At 64.7% G+C, this 16692-nt stretch carries 14 protein-coding genes; 1 reads left to right on the top strand and 13 read right to left on the bottom strand.

The features are described 5' to 3' along the window. Positions 1-31 precede the first annotated feature (31 nt). The 4 genes from AC5RUU_RS15010 to AC5RUU_RS14995 are packed head-to-tail and all read right to left on the bottom strand — an operon-like array spanning position 32 to position 4999. Entirely contained in the window at positions 32-1255 is a 1224-nt protein-coding gene (locus tag AC5RUU_RS15010; protein ID WP_493975993.1) for a substrate-binding domain-containing protein, read from the bottom strand. Further along, positions 1255-2367: an ABC transporter permease gene (locus AC5RUU_RS15005; protein WP_493975992.1), complete on the bottom strand. Its 1113-nt coding sequence runs from the start codon at positions 2365-2367 to the stop codon at positions 1255-1257. Before AC5RUU_RS15005 ends, AC5RUU_RS15010 begins: the two co-directional genes overlap by 1 nt. Further along, positions 2364-3401, bottom strand: coding sequence for an ABC transporter permease (locus AC5RUU_RS15000; RefSeq protein ID WP_493975991.1), 1038 nt, complete (start codon positions 3399-3401; stop codon positions 2364-2366). The genes AC5RUU_RS15005 and AC5RUU_RS15000 overlap by 4 nt, the downstream gene beginning before the upstream one ends. Further along, complete coding sequence (locus tag AC5RUU_RS14995; protein ID WP_493976104.1) at positions 3398-4999, bottom strand: sugar ABC transporter ATP-binding protein; 1602 nt, start codon at positions 4997-4999, stop codon at positions 3398-3400. The genes AC5RUU_RS15000 and AC5RUU_RS14995 overlap by 4 nt, the downstream gene beginning before the upstream one ends. A gap of 278 nt (positions 5000-5277) precedes the next feature. On the opposite strand from AC5RUU_RS14995, the gene AC5RUU_RS14990 reads away from it, so the two are divergent. After that, a complete protein-coding gene (locus AC5RUU_RS14990) occupies positions 5278-5685 on the top strand; it encodes a hypothetical protein (RefSeq protein WP_493975990.1) in 408 nt (135 codons plus the stop codon). Between the two features lie 48 nt (positions 5686-5733). Here the strand turns inward: AC5RUU_RS14990 and AC5RUU_RS14985 are convergent, their stop codons facing one another. The 9 genes from AC5RUU_RS14985 to AC5RUU_RS14945 form a co-directional block, all read right to left on the bottom strand. After that, positions 5734-6441 carry a hypothetical protein gene (locus tag AC5RUU_RS14985; protein ID WP_493975989.1) on the bottom strand — a complete coding sequence of 236 codons (708 nt, stop codon included), beginning with the start codon at positions 6439-6441 and terminating at the stop codon, positions 5734-5736. A 113-nt stretch (positions 6442-6554) separates the two neighbouring features. Then, complete coding sequence (locus AC5RUU_RS14980; protein ID WP_493975988.1) at positions 6555-7118, bottom strand: dihydrofolate reductase family protein; 564 nt, start codon at positions 7116-7118, stop codon at positions 6555-6557. Between the two features lie 330 nt (positions 7119-7448). Beyond that, the gene (locus AC5RUU_RS14975; protein ID WP_493975987.1) at positions 7449-8726 is read right to left on the bottom strand and encodes an MFS transporter; all 1278 of its coding nucleotides are present in this window, start codon (positions 8724-8726) and stop codon (positions 7449-7451) included. Then, a complete protein-coding gene (locus tag AC5RUU_RS14970) occupies positions 8723-10090 on the bottom strand; it encodes an ATP-grasp domain-containing protein (RefSeq protein ID WP_493975986.1) in 1368 nt (455 codons plus the stop codon). Before AC5RUU_RS14970 ends, AC5RUU_RS14975 begins: the two co-directional genes overlap by 4 nt. Then, positions 10087-10956 carry a branched-chain amino acid transaminase gene (locus AC5RUU_RS14965; protein ID WP_493975985.1) on the bottom strand — a complete coding sequence of 290 codons (870 nt, stop codon included), beginning with the start codon at positions 10954-10956 and terminating at the stop codon, positions 10087-10089. The genes AC5RUU_RS14970 and AC5RUU_RS14965 overlap by 4 nt, the downstream gene beginning before the upstream one ends. Next, positions 10953-12215, bottom strand: a complete 1263-nt coding sequence (locus AC5RUU_RS14960; RefSeq protein WP_493975984.1) for an ATP-grasp domain-containing protein — start codon at positions 12213-12215, stop codon at positions 10953-10955. The genes AC5RUU_RS14965 and AC5RUU_RS14960 overlap by 4 nt, the downstream gene beginning before the upstream one ends. 33 nt (positions 12216-12248) lie before the next feature. Beyond that, positions 12249-13532 carry a DUF6421 family protein gene (locus tag AC5RUU_RS14955; RefSeq protein WP_493975983.1) on the bottom strand — a complete coding sequence of 428 codons (1284 nt, stop codon included), beginning with the start codon at positions 13530-13532 and terminating at the stop codon, positions 12249-12251. Positions 13533-13587: 55 nt separating this feature from the next. Next, on the bottom strand, positions 13588-14091 hold the full coding sequence (locus AC5RUU_RS14950) for a type 2 periplasmic-binding domain-containing protein (protein WP_493975982.1): 504 nt from the start codon (positions 14089-14091) through the stop codon (positions 13588-13590). A gap of 243 nt (positions 14092-14334) precedes the next feature. Further along, the gene (locus AC5RUU_RS14945) at positions 14335-16692 is read right to left on the bottom strand and encodes a beta-L-arabinofuranosidase domain-containing protein (protein WP_493975981.1); all 2358 of its coding nucleotides are present in this window, start codon (positions 16690-16692) and stop codon (positions 14335-14337) included.

Below are 16692 nucleotides of genomic sequence, written 5' to 3'. Positions count from 1 at the left end.
TGCTCCCTTAAACGCCGCCCGCAGGGCAGGGTCAGGGGATTTGCCGCTGCTGCCAGACCTCCGGGTAGCCGGGCAGGTCTTCTCCGCCGAACTTGGCGTAGTGGCCGCCGGGCATCCCCTGGTTGCGCTGCAGCCAGTCGTCCAGTTCGTCAGCGAGGATCGGCTTCTGCGGGAGAATCCATTCGGCCGGGATCTGCTCGCCCTTGAAGATCTTTTCCAGGGCCAGCAGCGGGGTCCGCCACTGGAAGTTGGAGTAGACGGGGGCCATGGCATCGATGCCGGTTTCCTTCCACTTGGTGAGGAAGCTCATCTCATCCTCACCGGTCATCACCGGAAGGGCCTTGCCGGCATCCTCGAAAGCCTCGAGCGCAGCCACCGCACCGTCTCCGGCGTCCATCCACACACCCTTCACGTCGCCGGTGGCCAGTTCATCGGAGATGATTTTCTTGATCTCGGTGGGGTCGGCTCCGGTGAAGTAGTCCTTGGCCTGGATGCCCTTCTCCTCAAAGATCTTCTTTGCCGCCGCCCAGCGGTGTTCCAGCACGTCCACGCCGGGAAGGATGCGGAGGGCCACCACCTTGTCACCGGACTGCAGCCTCTCGGAGAGGAACGTGGCGGTGTCAATGCCCCAGGCGAAGCCGCCGATCGGGTGGATGAACGTGGTGGCGCAGTCGGTTTCCACCCCGCGGTCAAACACCACCACCGGCTTGCCGGTCTGGCAGGCACGTTCCACGGCCTGGGTCAGGGCCGCTGTGGAGTTGGGGGAGATGACGAACGCATCGCAGTTGCCCTCGTCGATGAAGTAGTCGATGTCCGCGATCTGCGTGTTGTCGTTGTCCTTGGCATCCCGGGTTTCCATCTCGGAAATGACCCCCGAGTCCTGCAGGACCTTGAGCTGCTGGTTCATGGTGATCCAGCCGGTCTGGCGCCACGGGTTGGAGATGGACGCATTGGCGAAGCAGGCCTTTTTGGCCCCGGGGGAGGCGAACTTGGCGGTGTCCGTCATGTTGCCTGCTATGTACTGCAGGTAGGGCTGCTCCGCATTCCCTTCGAAGGTGGCCGAGCGTTGCTGGAACTGGTCATCGTAAAGCGTCTGATCGAACCAGTCCTGGCTCGCTGGCGTGGTTGCTGCCGGCGTGCCGGTACCTGGCGCCGTGGTTTCGGTAACCGACGGGTCCGTGGTGGTACAGGCAGTCAGCACCACCAGCGGCATTGCTGCCCCAAGTGCGATCGCGCGGATAGAGTTTTTGCGCATCAGACTCGATCTCCTCCTTGTTGGGTGCCCTCGTGGGGCATGGGTGCTGCGCTTAGCTTGTGCCGTTCGTCGTGGGCAGCGGAAGTGGCTCCCTTGCGTTTCCGCTGCCATGACTTGGACGCTGCTGCCACAGCGATGATGATGATGACCCCCTGGACCGTGTCCCGCCACGTGGCCTGGACACCCATGAAGTTCAGGAGGGTGAAGAGCGCCTCGAGGGCGAACGCGCCCGCCGCCGCGGACAGGACCCAGCCGCGTCCGCCTCCCAGCACCACGCCACCGAGGACGACGGCGGTGATCGCCGTGAATTCGTATCCCCGCCCCACCGAGGGGTGTACTCCGGCATAGCCCACCAGCAGGATGCCTGCCACGGTGGCCGACAGCGACGAGATGATGAACGCCCGCGTCCGCACCCACCAGACGCGGGAACCGGCAAGCTCGGCCGCCCTCGGATTGTCACCGACGGCGATGAGCGTGCGGCCGAAGGGGCGGCGCATCAGGACGAACGCCAGGATAGCCACCGCGGTGAGGATGATGACCGGATAGGGGATGATGTCCAGGACCGGGACGTCCTGGATCCCGCCGCGCCCAATCTGGCGGAAGCTGTCCGCCGGGTTCCCCTGGGCCGCGCCGCCGGTCCAGTAGAGGACCAGTCCCAGCAAGGCCAGCATCATGCCCAGCGTCACGATGAAGCTGGGCACCTTCAGCAGCGTTGTGATCAGCCCGTTCACCAGACCGATGAAGGCACCGAGCACAAACATAAGGACCAGGACCGGGATCACCCTGGAATCGTCCTGCCGGATGAGGTTGCCGGCGACGATGACCTGCATGGTCACCACCGATCCCATCGACAGGTCGAATTCGCCGCCGACGATGACGAAGTACTGGCCGACGGCGGCGATGGCGATCGGCGCTGTCCTGCCGATGAACCGGATGAAGGAGCCCGGCTCCCCGAACGAGGGGTTCAGCGCAATGATGGCCGCTAAAAGGGCGATCAACAGGATGAATACAGCGCCCCCGGGGGTGCGCACAGCCCGCAGAAGCCGCTGCGAGCGGCTGGCGCGGTTCTGCCGCAGGACCGCGCTGCGCCCGGAGGGCAGTGCCGCGCTCATGGCCGCGCCGCCGGTGCAGGCTGCGCGGCAGGCGCTTCCGCGGAACCCTTCGAACTGAACCGCTCCGGCCTGCTGACGATCCTGCGCCGGGCATACACAGCGACGGCGACGACGATCACCACGCCCCGGACCACGTCCTTGAGGAAGGGGTTGATCTGCATGACGGACATGATGTTGTCCAGCATGGCGAAGATGAGGACGCCGCCGAGGGTGCCGGTGATGGTCCCTTTGCCGCCGGCCAGCAGGGTGCCGCCGAGGACCACTGCGGCGATGGAGAGCAGGTCGTAGCCGCCTTGGGAACCCACCGTCGGGCTGCCCACGCCCAGCCGGCTGGCGAGGAGCAGCCCCGCCATTCCTGCCAGCAGCGAACAGATCACATGCGCCGTGATGACCGGCAGGTCGACCCGTATTCCGGAGGTCCGCGCCACGGAAATGTCACCGCCGACGGCGTAGAGGTGGTGGCCCACCCGGGTGCGGTGAAGCAGCAGCATGGCAAGGCCCGCGCAGGCCAGCATGATGATGGTGGAGATGGGAACGGGCCCCAGGCCGGTCGCCCCGATCAGCCGGAACGAGAACGGGGTCTGGCCGAAGCTGCCCTTGAAATTGGTGGCGAGGTAGCCGCTGATGATCAGGCCCATGCCCAGCGTGGCGATGAACCCGTGCACATTGAGGCGGGCCACGATCAGCCCGTTCGCCAGGCCGATGATTGCCGCGGCACCCAGCGTCAGCAGGACGCCGGGCAGGACGTTGCCCGGGTTGTTGGCCATCACCCCGGCGGCAATGAGGCTGGCCAGGCTGGCGACATACGGAACCGAGAGATCCAGGCTGCCGGCCAGGATGACCAGGGTCTGTCCGATGGCAATGAAACCCAGGACGCTGGTTCCGGTCAGGATGCTGGAGATGTTGCCCTGGCTGAAGAAATTCCGTCCTACCGTGCTGACAAGCACGGCACCAACGGTCATTGTCAGCAGCGCCACCAGGTAGACGATCTGTGTGGAGGACAGGCGATCCATGAAGCTGCCCCGTTGTTTCATATCCCTCCTCCAGGTGCAGTCCTGGCGCCCGTTCCCAACTGCAGGACGGCTTCCTCGGATGTTCCGGCCGGAAGCTCGCCGGCGAGGCGCCCGTCGCGCATCACCAGGATCCGGTCCGACATGCCGATGACCTCCGGCAATTCGCTGGAGACCATCAGGATGGCTTTGCCTTCTGCTGCCAGCTTGCGCATCAGCCGGTACACGGCCACCTTTGCTCCCACGTCTATGCCGCGGGTAGGTTCATCCAGCAGGACCAGGCGGGGACGGATGGCCAGCCACTTGGCAAGGACCACTTTCTGCTGGTTTCCGCCGGAGAGATACTGCACCTCCTGGTCCAGGTCCCGGGCCACGACTTCCAGGGAGGAAAACACTCCTGGGATCTCGGTCCGGGCCGTCCTTGTGCGGCGCGGGAAAACCGATCTGATGACGGTGAGCGCGTTATTGAGGATGGACTGGTTGAGGCTCAGCCCCTCAGCCTTGCGGTCTTCGGTGATGAGGGCCATGCGCGCCCGGACCCCCTCCCGCGGGGACTTGGGCACAACGTCCCGGCCCTCCACCTTCATGGTGCCGCGGGTGAAGGGAGCGGCGCCGAAAACGGCGTGCAGCAGTTCAGTCCGGCCGGAGCCCTGGAGGCCGGCCACCCCCACAATCTCACCTGGCTGGACGCTGAAGCTGATCCCGTCCAGCTGGCCGTTTCCGGCACCCTGCAACTCGAGGATCGGCTTTGCGGGGAGAACGGCATCTCCAGCGTTTCTGCCTTCAGCATCGCTGTCGGTCCGCGGCAGCTTGTCCGGGAAGAACGCTGAAATAGGCCGGCCCACCATCAGGCGGACCAGCCTTGTATCGTCGAGTTCCGAGGCGGCGCCGGTGCTGACCACGCGGCCGTCCTTCAGTACGGTGATGACGTCGCACAGATCGAAGAGCTCCCGCAGCCGGTGGGAGACGTAGAGGATGCCCGTTCCACGTTCCCGGAGGCGGGACACGATCTGGTAGAGGAGTTCGACTTCGGCGCCGGCCAGTGCGGCGGTGGGCTCGTCCATTGAGACGATCCGGGCGTCATAGCTGACGGCCTTCGCAATCTCCACCACCTGCTGCTCAGCGACGGTCAGGCTCCGTACCTGCGCGGTGGGCCGGATGGCGGTGATCCCGAGCGACTCCAGCAGCTCCGCCGTTTTCACGTTCATCAGTGACTTGTTCACCAGGACTCCGCGGCGGGGCTCCCGGCCCAGGTAGATATTCTCGGCCACCGTCCGGTCGGGAAGGAGATTGAACTCCTGGAATACCGACGACAGCCCGGCTTCGTGGGCCTTCGTTGGGTGGCCGAACCTGACTTCCTCGCCGTCCAGAAGCACCGTTCCCGCGTCCGGCTGGTAAACCCCGGCAAGCACTTTCATCAGGGTGGACTTCCCGGCGCCGTTTTCGCCCACAAGCCCGTGGACCTGGCCGCGGTGAAGGGTTAGGTGGGCGTCTTCCAGGACGGGAATGCCGAAGAAACTCTTGGTCAGTCCACGGACTTCCAGAAGTGGCGGCGGGGCCGCGGAACCTTGAGGGAGCCCACCGGGGATCGACGCCGCGCCAGTCCCCTCGTGGTTCTCCATCGATCCGCCCACGCCTAACTGTTACAGGGCGGGTTCTGTTCCGTCAAGGGATAAACGATTGCTTACTACCAGGGCGGTTTTGGCCGGGTTCTGTGGCTATGCAAGGCGTCAAAATGAGAGTCGGGGAGCCGACCACGGGGAGCCGGGGTCCCTGTAGTCCACGTTGAGGTCGTGGCCCAGTTGGGGTGAGTACCGCCGTCGTCCGCGGGAGACATTGCCCTCCTCCCACGCCCGGCGGTACTCTCTTCGTCCCGGCCGTGCCCCTGGAAGGACCGATCATGAAAGCCTTGGCGTCAGTCTCGCTGGTGCAACTGATCCTGCAACTCATAGCGGCGCGGAAAGCCACCCGGGACGGGATCCCCTACGACACTCCCATGGGGCGGGGCAAGCCCGAGGATGTGGCACGCGACATGTGGGGCATGGGCAGCGGGCTGTCTGCGCCGTGGCATACGCTGGCGGTCCATGCCGCAGGGACCGCTCTGCTGATTGCCATGCCCCGTCCGTGGGTGAGGCGGGCGGTCGGGTGGATGGGGACCGTGCACATCTTGGGCATCTCGTGGGAGCGGATCACGCGGGAGTCGTTCCGGCATCCGGACAGGGAGACCACTCCGCTGATTGCTTCAGGGCTTGCCCTGTCTGTTGCCATGGCTTTGCTGGGTCTGGCCGGACGAAAAGCAGCGCGCTGACGCACCCAGTTGACCGCCGACGCCTTGGGCAAGATGCTGCTGGAGTTTTCAGAAGTGGTGTGCGCAAATGTCGGTGCCCGAAGGCATAACCGTTCCCTGTCCGAATGCGGGGTGGTCCTCGCTTCCGGTCCAGATGGCACCGCCTCCAGGGCACGGCATCACCTCGAACGCCCGGCCTCCACGCTGGGCCCGCAGGTGGCTCCCGTCATCCTCGACCACTTCCCAGCCCGCCTCCGGCAGCGCTGCACGGTAGTGCTGCAACACATCGGCGTCGCCTGAGAGCACGAACCAGCGGGCACAGCCGCCCACGCCACTTATGCCTCCACCGCTAAATTGGCCGATGTGCCTGATTGAATCGAACGCCTGCTGGGACTCGCGATCTGCGGTGGCCATGGGCTCATCCGTGCCCTCGGTAATGCATTGCGGAGTGGAAACGTATTGACTCTCGGTTTTCTGCTTCAGCGCCGGGGGCGTGACAGCGAGCATCCCGAGCAGCATTATGACCGGAATGGCCACGGCCGTCAGCCGCATCCACAGTCGTGGTGAGAGCACCAAGCCGAGCACGGCCACCACCGCGACCAGACCGAGCGCCAATCCGGCGGGACCGGCCGTCAACCCCCAGGTGAGGCCCTCGAAAGCGTTATCGGTGATATCGCCGTACATCGCCATGAAACCGTGGTGGACCAGCACGGCCAGCAGCGCCAACCCTGCCTCGACAGCGAGCAGAACCACAACAGAGACAGCTCGGCCGGTCATGGGCATGGCTAATAGTAGGTTCCGCCTGAACAGCTGTACATGGGTCCCACGCTCGCAGCTTGTCCTGGCTGGCGTGCTTCGTTGGCGACGGCGTGGTCAGGCTGCCCGGGTACTCAGCGCCTGGTCTCGTACCTGTTCAGGACCACGCCGCCGGGAAATGTCCGGGTCTCCACCAGGCTCACGTTCACCCGTTTGTCCAGGGCTGTGAAGAACGGCGTGCCGCCGCCCACCAGGACCGGATGGGTGACGATCGCGTACTCGTCGATCAGTCCGGCCCGCATGGCCGCCGCGGCGAGTGTGGCACCGCCGATGTCCATGGAGCCGCCGTCGTCGGCCTTGAGCCGGGTGATCTCGGTGACCGCGTCGCCGGTGACCAGGCGGGTGTTCCACTCGACCGTGCTGGTCGTCGAGGAGAACACCATTTTCGGCATGTCGCGCCAGCGGCGGGCGAACTCGACCTGCGCGGGTGTGGCGCCAGGCTGCTGGTCGGCGGTCGGCCAGTGGGAGCTCATGGTCTCCCACAGTTTGCGCCCGTACAGCGCCAGGTCCGTCGCCCCCACCCGGTCGGACCACCATTGGAACAGCTCGTCGCTCGGTATGCCCCAGCCGTGGTCGTCGCCGGGCGCGGCGATGTAACCGTCCAGGCTCACGTTCATACCGAAGGCCAGGTTGCGCATGGCGTCAGTCTCCCGTGAGCCGGCATCCGTTGTACAGGCCAGCACGGGATCAGCTTGGCGTCATCGTTGAGCGGGCGGACCGTGGATCAAGTAGGCAAGTGGCGACCACGGCCGCGACGCGGCGTGAGCGAGCCGCTGCCTCCACCGTGAGCAAATCACCGATGCTGGCCCCGAGGAGAGGATAACGAGTATCCGAACCGGGGCGTTGGCGTCCCGTAACCGGAGGAAGTGGACCCGATGGTTCCTCCAGGGCCACCACTCCGAGACCGGGGCACGAGTGACTGTCTTCGGCCTTGTTCAACGGCGCCGGGCAGATGCCCTGCACCTCGTTTAGCCCGCAGCCACCAGGTCGCGGGTACCGGCCTTCCGGAAACTCCGGTGCCGCAAAATGAAGAACATTACCGCCGACAGGCCCAGGAAGCCCGCCCCCAGTTGGAACCATCCTCCGAGCCCGTGGTTGGCCACAGTGAACGTCAGGATCAGCGGCGCCGCCATGACACCCAGGGACGTTCCAAAGGAGAAGACCCCCTGATAGGCGCCAAGCCTGCCCTGGTCGGCCAGGGCGTAGCTGAGGGTCCAGCCGGCGGCGGAGAAGATAACCTCCGCAACTGACAGGGTCACCACGCCAAGGACCAGGGCAATGATGGCGAACACGGTATTGGACGATCCGGTTGCGCTGAACAGGACGGCGGCGAGAGCCAATGCGGCGCCGGACAGCAGGCAGGCCCGGACGGCGGCCCCGTAGCCGGATGCCATGGCCGCGAACCGCATCTGCAGGGACACCACCAGGACGGTGTTGAGGATTACCGCCGCGGAGATCATGAAGGTGGGCATGGATGTACCCGTGGTGATCCACAGCGGCAGGAGGAAATCCAGGACGAGGTACAGGACTGACATCAGCCCCGCCAGCAGCGCGAAGACCATGTACTTGCCGTCGCGGACAACCATTCCCACGGGGAAGTGGCCTTTGGCAGCAGGCATTGCCGTACGCTCCGCGGCGACCCGAAGAAGAAAACCGCCGGCAAGGACTTCCAGGGCCGCCATGGCGGCAAAAGCTGCCACGTACCAGGGTGCCGTGGAGGCAAGCAGAACGGGCACCGCGGCGGACGCCCCGAGGGAGATTCCGATGTTGCCCACGGTCCGCATCAGCGCGCGCGTCCGGACCGAGTATTCACCGGGTACGGCAATTCCGGCGAGCGTGGCGTTGCTGGAATTCGAAACACGATCGGCGAAGGTGGCCACGCTCAGGAGAACGACAAAGACAGATGCGTGCGGGAAGACCGCCAGCCCGGTGAGGGCCCCGGCCGCCAGGAATGAGGAGACGGCCGCGATTGTCCGCGGATGCCACCGGTCTGACAGGAAGCCGCCCAGGAGCGAGCCCGCGAGCCCCAGTCCGCCGGCAACGGTGAATGCCCAGGCCGTCTCACCGGCGCTTAAGTGCACCTGTGTGGTTGCGAACAGGACTGACACCGCGACCAGGAGCCCCCGTGCAAGTGCTTTGAAAAGGGCGCTGTAGGTCATGGACGCAAGCGTCCTGTGGTTGGCCGTTCCGAGCTGGTTTTCGTTCAGCCAGGCAATTCCGGCAATCTCGAGGAACGCGGGTTTCATCTGCCCAGTCCACGTCCCAGGTAGGTCCGGTCGCCGGCAGCGGACTCGGGAAAGTGCTTGCGCTGCCACTGACGCAGTTCGGCGACATCCTGGGTGACGGGAACAACGAGCGATGCCTCGTGGAACCACTCCTGCAAGGAACGGATCCTGGCTTCCAGCTCGGCGTCCGTGCGGGCTACAACCAGTGCCTCCGCGGACCGGATGTGCGTTCCGTGGCTTTCGCCGTGGGTGATGACTGATCCCGGCGGCAAAAAGACACGGGCGAACTCCACGCCCGGCTGGGCCTCGATGTCCTGGTAACTGGGTGCCGCCAGCAACGTTCCCGGCACGTTCAGCAGCTGCGTGGTGCCGACTGCTGCGGGCGAGGAAACAGGGGCGCAGTCCGGCCTTTCGCCCAGGCAACAGTTCAAGGCCGCTTCAACGATGTTGTAGGAATACTTGGCCAGGAGTTGTTCATACGTGAAGGCGCCGCCCCGGCGGATGCCGCATTCACCGAAGATGGCCGTACCGTCGCTTGGGCGGTAGAAGAACTCCATGTGGAAGGCGCCGTTCCAGGCGCCAAGGGCAGCCAGCGCGTCATGGACAAAAGGTGTCAGCCGTTCCACGTCCACGCGGTGCACGTCGTGGTCCAGCTTCTGCATCGTCATCGCCCGTCCGCCGCCGAGCGAGTCCAGGCACGGCTCACCGTAACGGCTGAAGGAGAGAAACTCGACGTTCCCGTCGAAGATGATTCCATCCGCGATCCACTCGTCACCGTCGATGAACTCCTCCACAACGTAGTTCAGGTCCTCGGCCCTGGTGCCGCGGATCCGGCCTACCGTTTCAAGAAACTCGTCCGGGGTGGAGACCTTGGCCGTATGCATGGTCCCGGCGCTGGCCACCGGTTTCAGGACATGGGGTTCCGACCAATCAAGGGAGGAGGGGTCGAAGGCCAGGATGTCGTCCACATGGACAGCGCCTGCGGTACGAACAGCGCTTCCGCCGAGCGCCATTTTCTGCACGGCCTTATCGCGGAACTGGATGACCGACCCGTTCGAGGTCATCCTGGGCGTACCGGCCAAGTCCGCCAGCCGGTCAGCCGCACCGATGGAGAACTCGTCCGTGGTGTAGACGCCGTTGAAGGATTCCAGGTCAAGCCTGGCGAGGCTGAGGGCTGAAAGGCACTGATCGATGACCGACTGGTCCTCCACCAGAAGCGGGGAAAGTTCATCTGTGTGGGAGCGGAAGGAGTTTTTCCACGCCTTGCTGGAGCAGATGACCACGACGTCCAGGCCCATCCGGTGTGCTGCATCGATGGCGGGCCAGTCCAGCCCCACCATGAGGACGCGCCGGCGTGTGCCGGGGCCAGTGTCCGGCCCGTTCATACCAGCTCCTTCACCCGGGTCAGGGACAGGTACCAGTCGCGGATGCGTCCGGCCGTCACGGACGCGGAGTATGTTGTTTGGTTGATCCGGGCCACGGGAAGGATTTCGTATGCAGTCCCGCAGACAAACACCTCGCTCGCCGCGTCCAGCTCCGCCACGTCGATATCCCGGACGTGCGACTTCAGGCCAAGCCCGGCCGCGCCGTCGAGAATCGTCTGCCGGGTAATTCCTGCCAGGAACGAGTCGCAGTCCGGGGTGTGCAGTTCGCCATCGATGACCAGGAAGATGTTGGCGCCGGTGAGATCGGCGACAAACCCCCGGTGGCTGAGGAAGAGGGCGTCGTCGAACCCTGCCTGGCTTGCCTCGGAAGCGGCGAGCGTGCCGATGGTGTAAAGATTCGCGCACTTTGCTTCCGTGGGCGCGGACTCAGGCGACGGCCGCCTCCACCGCGAGACCTGGACGGAAATGCCCCGTTCAACCTGCTCCCGGGAGAAAGGGGAGGGCCACTCCCAGGCAGCGACGGCGACGTGGACGGTTGACCGTTCGCCCCGCACGCCCACAGATTCCTCGCCGCGCCAGACAACCGGGCGGACATAGGCATCGCGAAGCCCGTTCCGGACCACCACATCGGCGACTGCCCGCTGCATCTCCGTCATGGAGAACGGAAGGTCATAGCCCAGGATTGCTGCCGAGGAAGCCAGCCGGGCCAGGTGCTCTTCGCTCTTGAAGGGCGCGCCGTCATAAACCCTGATCCCTTCGAAGGCAGAGCTTGCGTAGTGCAGGCTGTGGCTCATCACGCTGATGCTGGCCTCGTCGGCCCGCACCATGCGTCCGTCACACCAGATGGTGTCTGCTTCTGTGATCACTGAAACACCACTTTCAACCTGTCGTCGAGATGCTTGTGGAAGCCTTCCAGGTCCTCCATGTCCTCGTGACGGGACAGCACGAACCCTGGATACCCACTGAATTCCGGATAGGGCTTAACTACGTGGCCCCGCTGCATGGTGGGAACCACCAGGTCGACCCTGGGGTCTGCTTCGATCTCGTCCAGGCCATCAACGCCCTGGAACACCCCTGCTCCCTGGCACTGCACGATGTAATTGCCTGCGGCCGCCCGGGCCGGGATTTCCGGCAGCGACATCACTGCCGGCTCACGGCCAACTGCTGCGGCCAGAACTTCCTCGAAGTAGTCCACTCCGGTTGACGCCTGCACGATGTAGTGCGAAACACCCGAGCCGCCCACCCGTCCACCGATTTCCAGGATGTACGGCTGTCCTCCCGGGCCGAGCCTGAGTTCGGTGTGCGTGGGTCCCCAGCCGATGCCAAGGTGCTGGTGCGCGGCTAGCACCTGCTCGTGCACGAGCGAAAGGAGCTTGCCATCCAGCCGGGCCGGGGCTTGGTAGACGCTTTCCTCGAAGTAGGGGCCGGCGGGTTGTCCCTTGTATCCGATGGCGAGGATGCGGGTGCGGCCCGCATAGCTGAGGGACTCGACGGCCAGTTCCACGCCGTCGAGGAATTCCTCCACCACAATGCGCTGCCCGGCGATGCCGAGCTGTTCGCGGAGTGGCCGGGCAGCCTCCTGGCAGCTGGCAATTGCCGCCGGGAGCAGCTCGTGCCGGTCTACCCGAATGACCCCGGCACTCGAGTAGCCATCCACCGGTTTCACCACTGCCGGAAACTGCAGCGCGGCACTTGCTGCCAGAAGGTCCTCCTCCGAGGTGCCTGCAGCGAAGCGGGGAACGTTCAGGCCGGCGTCGTCCAGGGCCAGGCGGAAGGTCCCCTTGTCCCTCAACACGTCCGCCGTGGCCGGGGAGATGCCTGGAAGGCCGCAGGCTTCAGCCAAGCGTGCCGCCAGGGCCACCGAATCCTCGTGGCAGGCGAGGACCCCGTCGATGGCGTGGTCTGCAACGACCGTGCCCAGGAAACTGACAAGGTCCTCAGCGTCCCTCGTGTAATCAGCCGGGACAACGTCCGTGACGCACGGCGGCAGCTGGGCGGGCGTGACTGCCTTCTCTGCATCCAGCGGCACCAGGACGATGTCAAAACCGGCGGCGGCCGCACTTTCAAACAACCAGCCGAGGCTGGTCCGCTGGTGCAGTGCCAGTACTTTGGGCCGTCTGGTCAATTCAGGCTTGGTTCCTTCAACGGTCATCGCGGATCACAGAACCGGATCGGAGAAATCAAGGGCTGCCTGGTCCGCGAGGTGGCTGCTTTTGGAGCGCAGAATTTCCTGGTATGGCAGGAACTTGTACCGGCGGCCGGCCTCGCCGGGTGCCAAATACTCGTAGACAAACGACTTGGCTGCGGCCTTGTACTCCTCCGGCGTGTGCGCGCCGTTCTCAAGGGCTTCGATTTCCGCCACGAGGGTAGGAAGTTGCGCGAGGACAGCGTCCCGGTCGATGTGGAGACGGTCAGCGGACACCTTGATGGCGCCGGTTGCGTGGAACCAGGAATACAGGAAAACCCCCGTCGCGGCGTCAAAGTTGGATTCCGCTTCCTTTTCCAGCGGGTACCGGAACAGCCGTTCGACAAGAATCATGGCGAGCAGTTCATCGGCATACGGCATGGAGGTGGAGTGGGCGAGGAGGATAGCCTTCGCATCAACTTTGAGCTCTTCGAGGACCCCGATGAACCAGTTCATTTTCAGCAGGGTGTAATCAGAAATAGGCCACTTTCCGCTGAAGTGCGCCCTGTCATGCAGGTAGCCCCAAAGGCTACGGGCCTCATAGCACGCGTACGGGTCCATGCCATCGGAATCCAGGATGACGGATTCCGGTGTCATCACTTCACGGGCTGCCGCAACTCCGATGCCCTCATGGATGGCCTTGAACTTGCTGAAGAAAAACACGGCATAGTTCTGCTCTTTGATCTTTTCCGCGGCGGCAACGTTTTCCGGGAAGAAAACTAGGCAGTTGCCGCGCGTGAAACCTTCGCTCCCTGCAAGAAGGATGACTTCCTGCACCACGTTGTGCGGGTGGGGGTATGCGTCCGCTATCGACGTCACAAACGTGGGTTCGTGGCGCTGCGCGTAGAAATAGTCCAGCCGGTGGCCACACGGCTGCTCGCTGTTGGTTGTGTACACGGCCCCCAAAAAGAACATCTCTGCGTTGTTCGGAACCACAGCGAAGGCGTCCCTGCTGCGGTCAAAGCCTGGTTTGGCGCCCAGGCCAGCCTCCAGCCAGCCGTCAATGTCCTTACGCAGGGCATCCGCCTGGCCGACCCGACCCATCCCGGTAAGGAATGCAACAGCCACGTCCGCAATCTCCCGGAGCAGCACCGCGTCGCTGTCCTGCGGCTGTTCTATCCGTCCATCCAGTTCCTGCCGACGCCGGAACGTTTCCACGAGCGGGGACAGCGTGCGGCGCAGGTGGTCCGCGCGGTTCCTGGTTGTCTCTTCGACAAAACTCCCAAGGGTCCTGGTGGCCGTTGTTGTCGGGTTCATTTATTGCTTCCTTCGTTTAACGTCTGTTCCAGTTGTGTCTGATCCGCTGCGGCGTTCAGGGCGCGGCATGCAGCGTGAAGGCCATAGGTACCGGCCCGAAGTCATGGAGCACGGACATGCCATGCCGTCTGGCCGAGATGTCGGTGGTGATACAGGCATCAGCCAATCCATCCAGGCAGTCCAGGGCGGCCTGGGAGTTGCTGGTGCTTTCCACCCAGCGCACGCCCTCCGGCAGCAGGGAACTCGGGGCACGGTGGCTGGCGCACGTGGATATGGCGCTGTCCTTTGGCGCGGCCAAAACCATGTTGTGCGTGGGCATGATGAAGCTGTCCACGATCTCCAGGGTTGCGAGGTTTCCGAACACAATGTCGTGAAACTTTGGATAGGCGGCGCAGGCCATGACTGCTTCGTGTTTGCCGTCCGCGCTTTCGATGGCGTCTTCGACGCTGGAATGCAGCACTACGGTTCCGGCGATGTTATTTCTCCGGAACCATTCATGGGCAGCAGCCTCGAGATTCGACCCCTCCGGGCCAAGAGTTCGTACAGTTTTGAAGTCCAAATTCCCCAATATGGTTCCATTTCAATTAGCCAGGACCTGCACGGAAGCGCACCGCATAGGCTGCGAACTCGATGTTGAAAATCGTGCCGGTCCGGAAGTCATAAAGTCTTGTTACAAGGTTTGTCATCCAACGACTGGATATATTCCGGCGTGACAAGACAATACAGAGCCGGGCCCGGTGATGCGGTTTGTTACGCAAGGGAGGACTCACGGCCGCTACCGGCGTGGTGAAGCCACCCCCCATCAGCCAGCCTGCCCGCACTCAAGCAACTCGACGGAAAGCAGGTCACCGGTGGCGGTGCCGGGGAGGGCATGGACGGCGAACACGAGTGCTCCGGACACTTCAGTCCTTGCCTCTGCGGGGACTGCGTATTCGGTAACCTCGGCGCCATGCTCGACGCTGGAGCGCAAAGCCTCGGTCAGTGCCACACCGTTGAGGCTGATCCGCTGCCCGTGTCCTGTGCCAGGCCGCATCCTTATCCGTAGGGTGGCGGCCCTGCCGCCGGAATCCTTGAGGACATAGGAGAACCAACCCGTCGCGTTGCGCCAGTGCACTCCGTCGTTGCCGCCGGCCCGGGTCGCTTCACCGGCGAAGAAATGGTCCGACTCCGGCTGCTGCTCGCCCGCGGTCACGGCGTCGACGACGCCCCTCTTGTCCGCGGCAGCATCCGTCGCGGCAAGCTCGACCGTCCGTACCTTGGCGGAGGCACCCGTGGGCCAGTACACCGTGTAGCGCTCGTCGTGGATCCCGGCGAACGGCTCCAGCTTGAGCCGCACGGTTGCGCCGTCCCGGACGGCGGTCAGTTCCGCGGTGACGGCAGCCCGGTTGGACAGTTCGACGGCGGCTGCCGGGTCTGCCGCAACCACCACCGGAGTGCCGGCCAGGGGAGCCTGCGGACCGGAGGCAACATGGCCCATGCGCTCGTCCGGCGCCTGCACGGCTTCCACACCGGCGGTTCCCTCCCGCGCCGCGAGGACCACGGGCCCGTAGAGGAAAGAAACCCAGGGGGAACCGTCAGGCAGGGCTTCGGCCAGGATTTCGGCCTGCAGCCGGACGGAGACCGTGGTGGTTCCCTCCCACACGCGATGGAGGAAGCCGGTGTTCCCCTCCACTGCCTGCGCCTGCGGCTGCCTCCCGGCAGCGTCCGTTTCATGGACAAGAATTTCCATGGCCGTTGCCCATTCCGGCCGGCGCAGCTGCAGGGTGAAGGCTGTGGGGTTTTCCGCCGTGACGGTCAGCAGGACTGTGTCCGAGTGCGGAAAATCCGTCTCCATCCGCACCTTCACTCCGCGTTCGGCCCAGGTGAGCTCAGAGGCGATGTAGAGGTTCACCGCCAGGCTGCCGCCGCTGTGGCTGTAGATCAGCTCGCCATAGCGGGCATGGTTTTCCAGGCCGGAGCCCACGCAGCACCACATGGACTCATGGACGGTGGAGTACACGCGGTAGTGGGACGGACGCATCGGCGTGAAGTACACGAACCCGCCGCGCTCGGGGTGCTGTGAGGAGAGGATGTGGTTGAAGGTGGCACGCTCGTAGAACTCAAGCGCTGCCGGGTGGCCGGCCCGCTCGAAGCGCAGCTTGGCGAGCTTCAGCATGTTGTAGGTGTTGCAGGTCTCCGGCCCCTGGACGTCGAGGATCATGGGCGTGAAATCGCGCGACGGGTGGAAATGCTCCCGGACGCTGTTGCCCCCGATGGATACGGTCCGCTCCCGGGTGACGGTGTGCCAGAAGCAGTCGGACGCCTTGCGGTGCTCCTGGCTGCCCGTGGCCTGGGCGTACCGCTCGTACCCCACCACCTTGGGTATCTGCGTGTTGGCGTGGAGCCCGTCCAGCCGGTCCTGGCCCGCGGCGAGGGGTTCCAGGATGGCCCGGTGCGAAAAGCGCTGAGCCTCGCGCAAATACTCCTCCCGCCCGGTCAGCTGGGCTAGGGACGTCAGGGTGTCGTTCATCCCGCCGAACTCAGTGGCCAGGACGTCCTCGAACGTGGCATCGTCCAGGCCGGCGGAAACCGTGAGCCACCAGTCCGCCATGCGGGTCAGCATACGCAGGGCAGACTCGGCCCCGGCATACGTGTGGGCGTCCAGCAGCCCGGCGAATGTCTTGTGCAGGTTGTACAGCGGGACCCAGCGCCCGTTGAGCGTGAACAGGTCCGCATCAACGACTCCTGCCCGCAGTTCTTCGCCCAGTCGGCGGCCGCCGGGAACCCCGCCCAGGTACCCGGTGCCCGCCGCGTTCTGGCACTCTTCGAACACGCCCAGCACGTACTGCAGCCGTTCGAGCAAGCGGGCATCGCCCGTTGCCGCAAACAACTGCGCGCAGGCCGAAAGGTAGTGCCCGCCGATGTGTCCTCCCATGCCGTCGGATTCCCACCCGCCGTACCCCGCCGCCGTCGTCGTAAGTCCTGCTTCCCTGCGGTAGGGCGCACAGAGGCGGTCGGCGTCCAGTGCCAGGACATAGCGGATGCTGGTGTCCTGCGCGTTCTTGAAGTCGCCGGGCAGCAACCGGACGCTGGCCAAGGGAAAGGACGACGGCGGCAGGGTGGTTTCCGCGGTGGCGGTGGTGGGGTGCATGGGAAGTGCGGCCGGCGGGGAGTGCATCAT

Source organism: Arthrobacter sp. K4-10C (assembly GCF_059090085.1).
Note: the sequence above shows the minus strand (reverse complement) of the source record. Positions and strands in the feature narration are given on the sequence as shown.

Coding starts and splice junctions, on each gene's coding strand:
- AC5RUU_RS14990 (WP_493975990.1), top strand. CDS start 5,278: ATGAAAGCCTTGGCGTCAGTCTCGCTGGTGCAACTGATCCTGCAACTC.
- AC5RUU_RS14945 (WP_493975981.1), bottom strand. CDS start 16,692: ATGATGCACTCCCCGCCGGCCGCACTTCCCATGCACCCCACCACCGCC.
- AC5RUU_RS15000 (WP_493975991.1), bottom strand. CDS start 3,401: ATGAAACAACGGGGCAGCTTCATGGATCGCCTGTCCTCCACACAGATC.
- AC5RUU_RS14955 (WP_493975983.1), bottom strand. CDS start 13,532: ATGAACCCGACAACAACGGCCACCAGGACCCTTGGGAGTTTTGTCGAA.
- AC5RUU_RS14980 (WP_493975988.1), bottom strand. CDS start 7,118: ATGCGCAACCTGGCCTTCGGTATGAACGTGAGCCTGGACGGTTACATC.
- AC5RUU_RS14970 (WP_493975986.1), bottom strand. CDS start 10,090: ATGAACGGGCCGGACACTGGCCCCGGCACACGCCGGCGCGTCCTCATG.
- AC5RUU_RS14975 (WP_493975987.1), bottom strand. CDS start 8,726: ATGAAACCCGCGTTCCTCGAGATTGCCGGAATTGCCTGGCTGAACGAA.
- AC5RUU_RS14995 (WP_493976104.1), bottom strand. CDS start 4,999: ATGGAGAACCACGAGGGGACTGGCGCGGCGTCGATCCCCGGTGGGCTC.
- AC5RUU_RS14985 (WP_493975989.1), bottom strand. CDS start 6,441: ATGACCGGCCGAGCTGTCTCTGTTGTGGTTCTGCTCGCTGTCGAGGCA.
- AC5RUU_RS15005 (WP_493975992.1), bottom strand. CDS start 2,367: ATGAGCGCGGCACTGCCCTCCGGGCGCAGCGCGGTCCTGCGGCAGAAC.
- AC5RUU_RS15010 (WP_493975993.1), bottom strand. CDS start 1,255: ATGCGCAAAAACTCTATCCGCGCGATCGCACTTGGGGCAGCAATGCCG.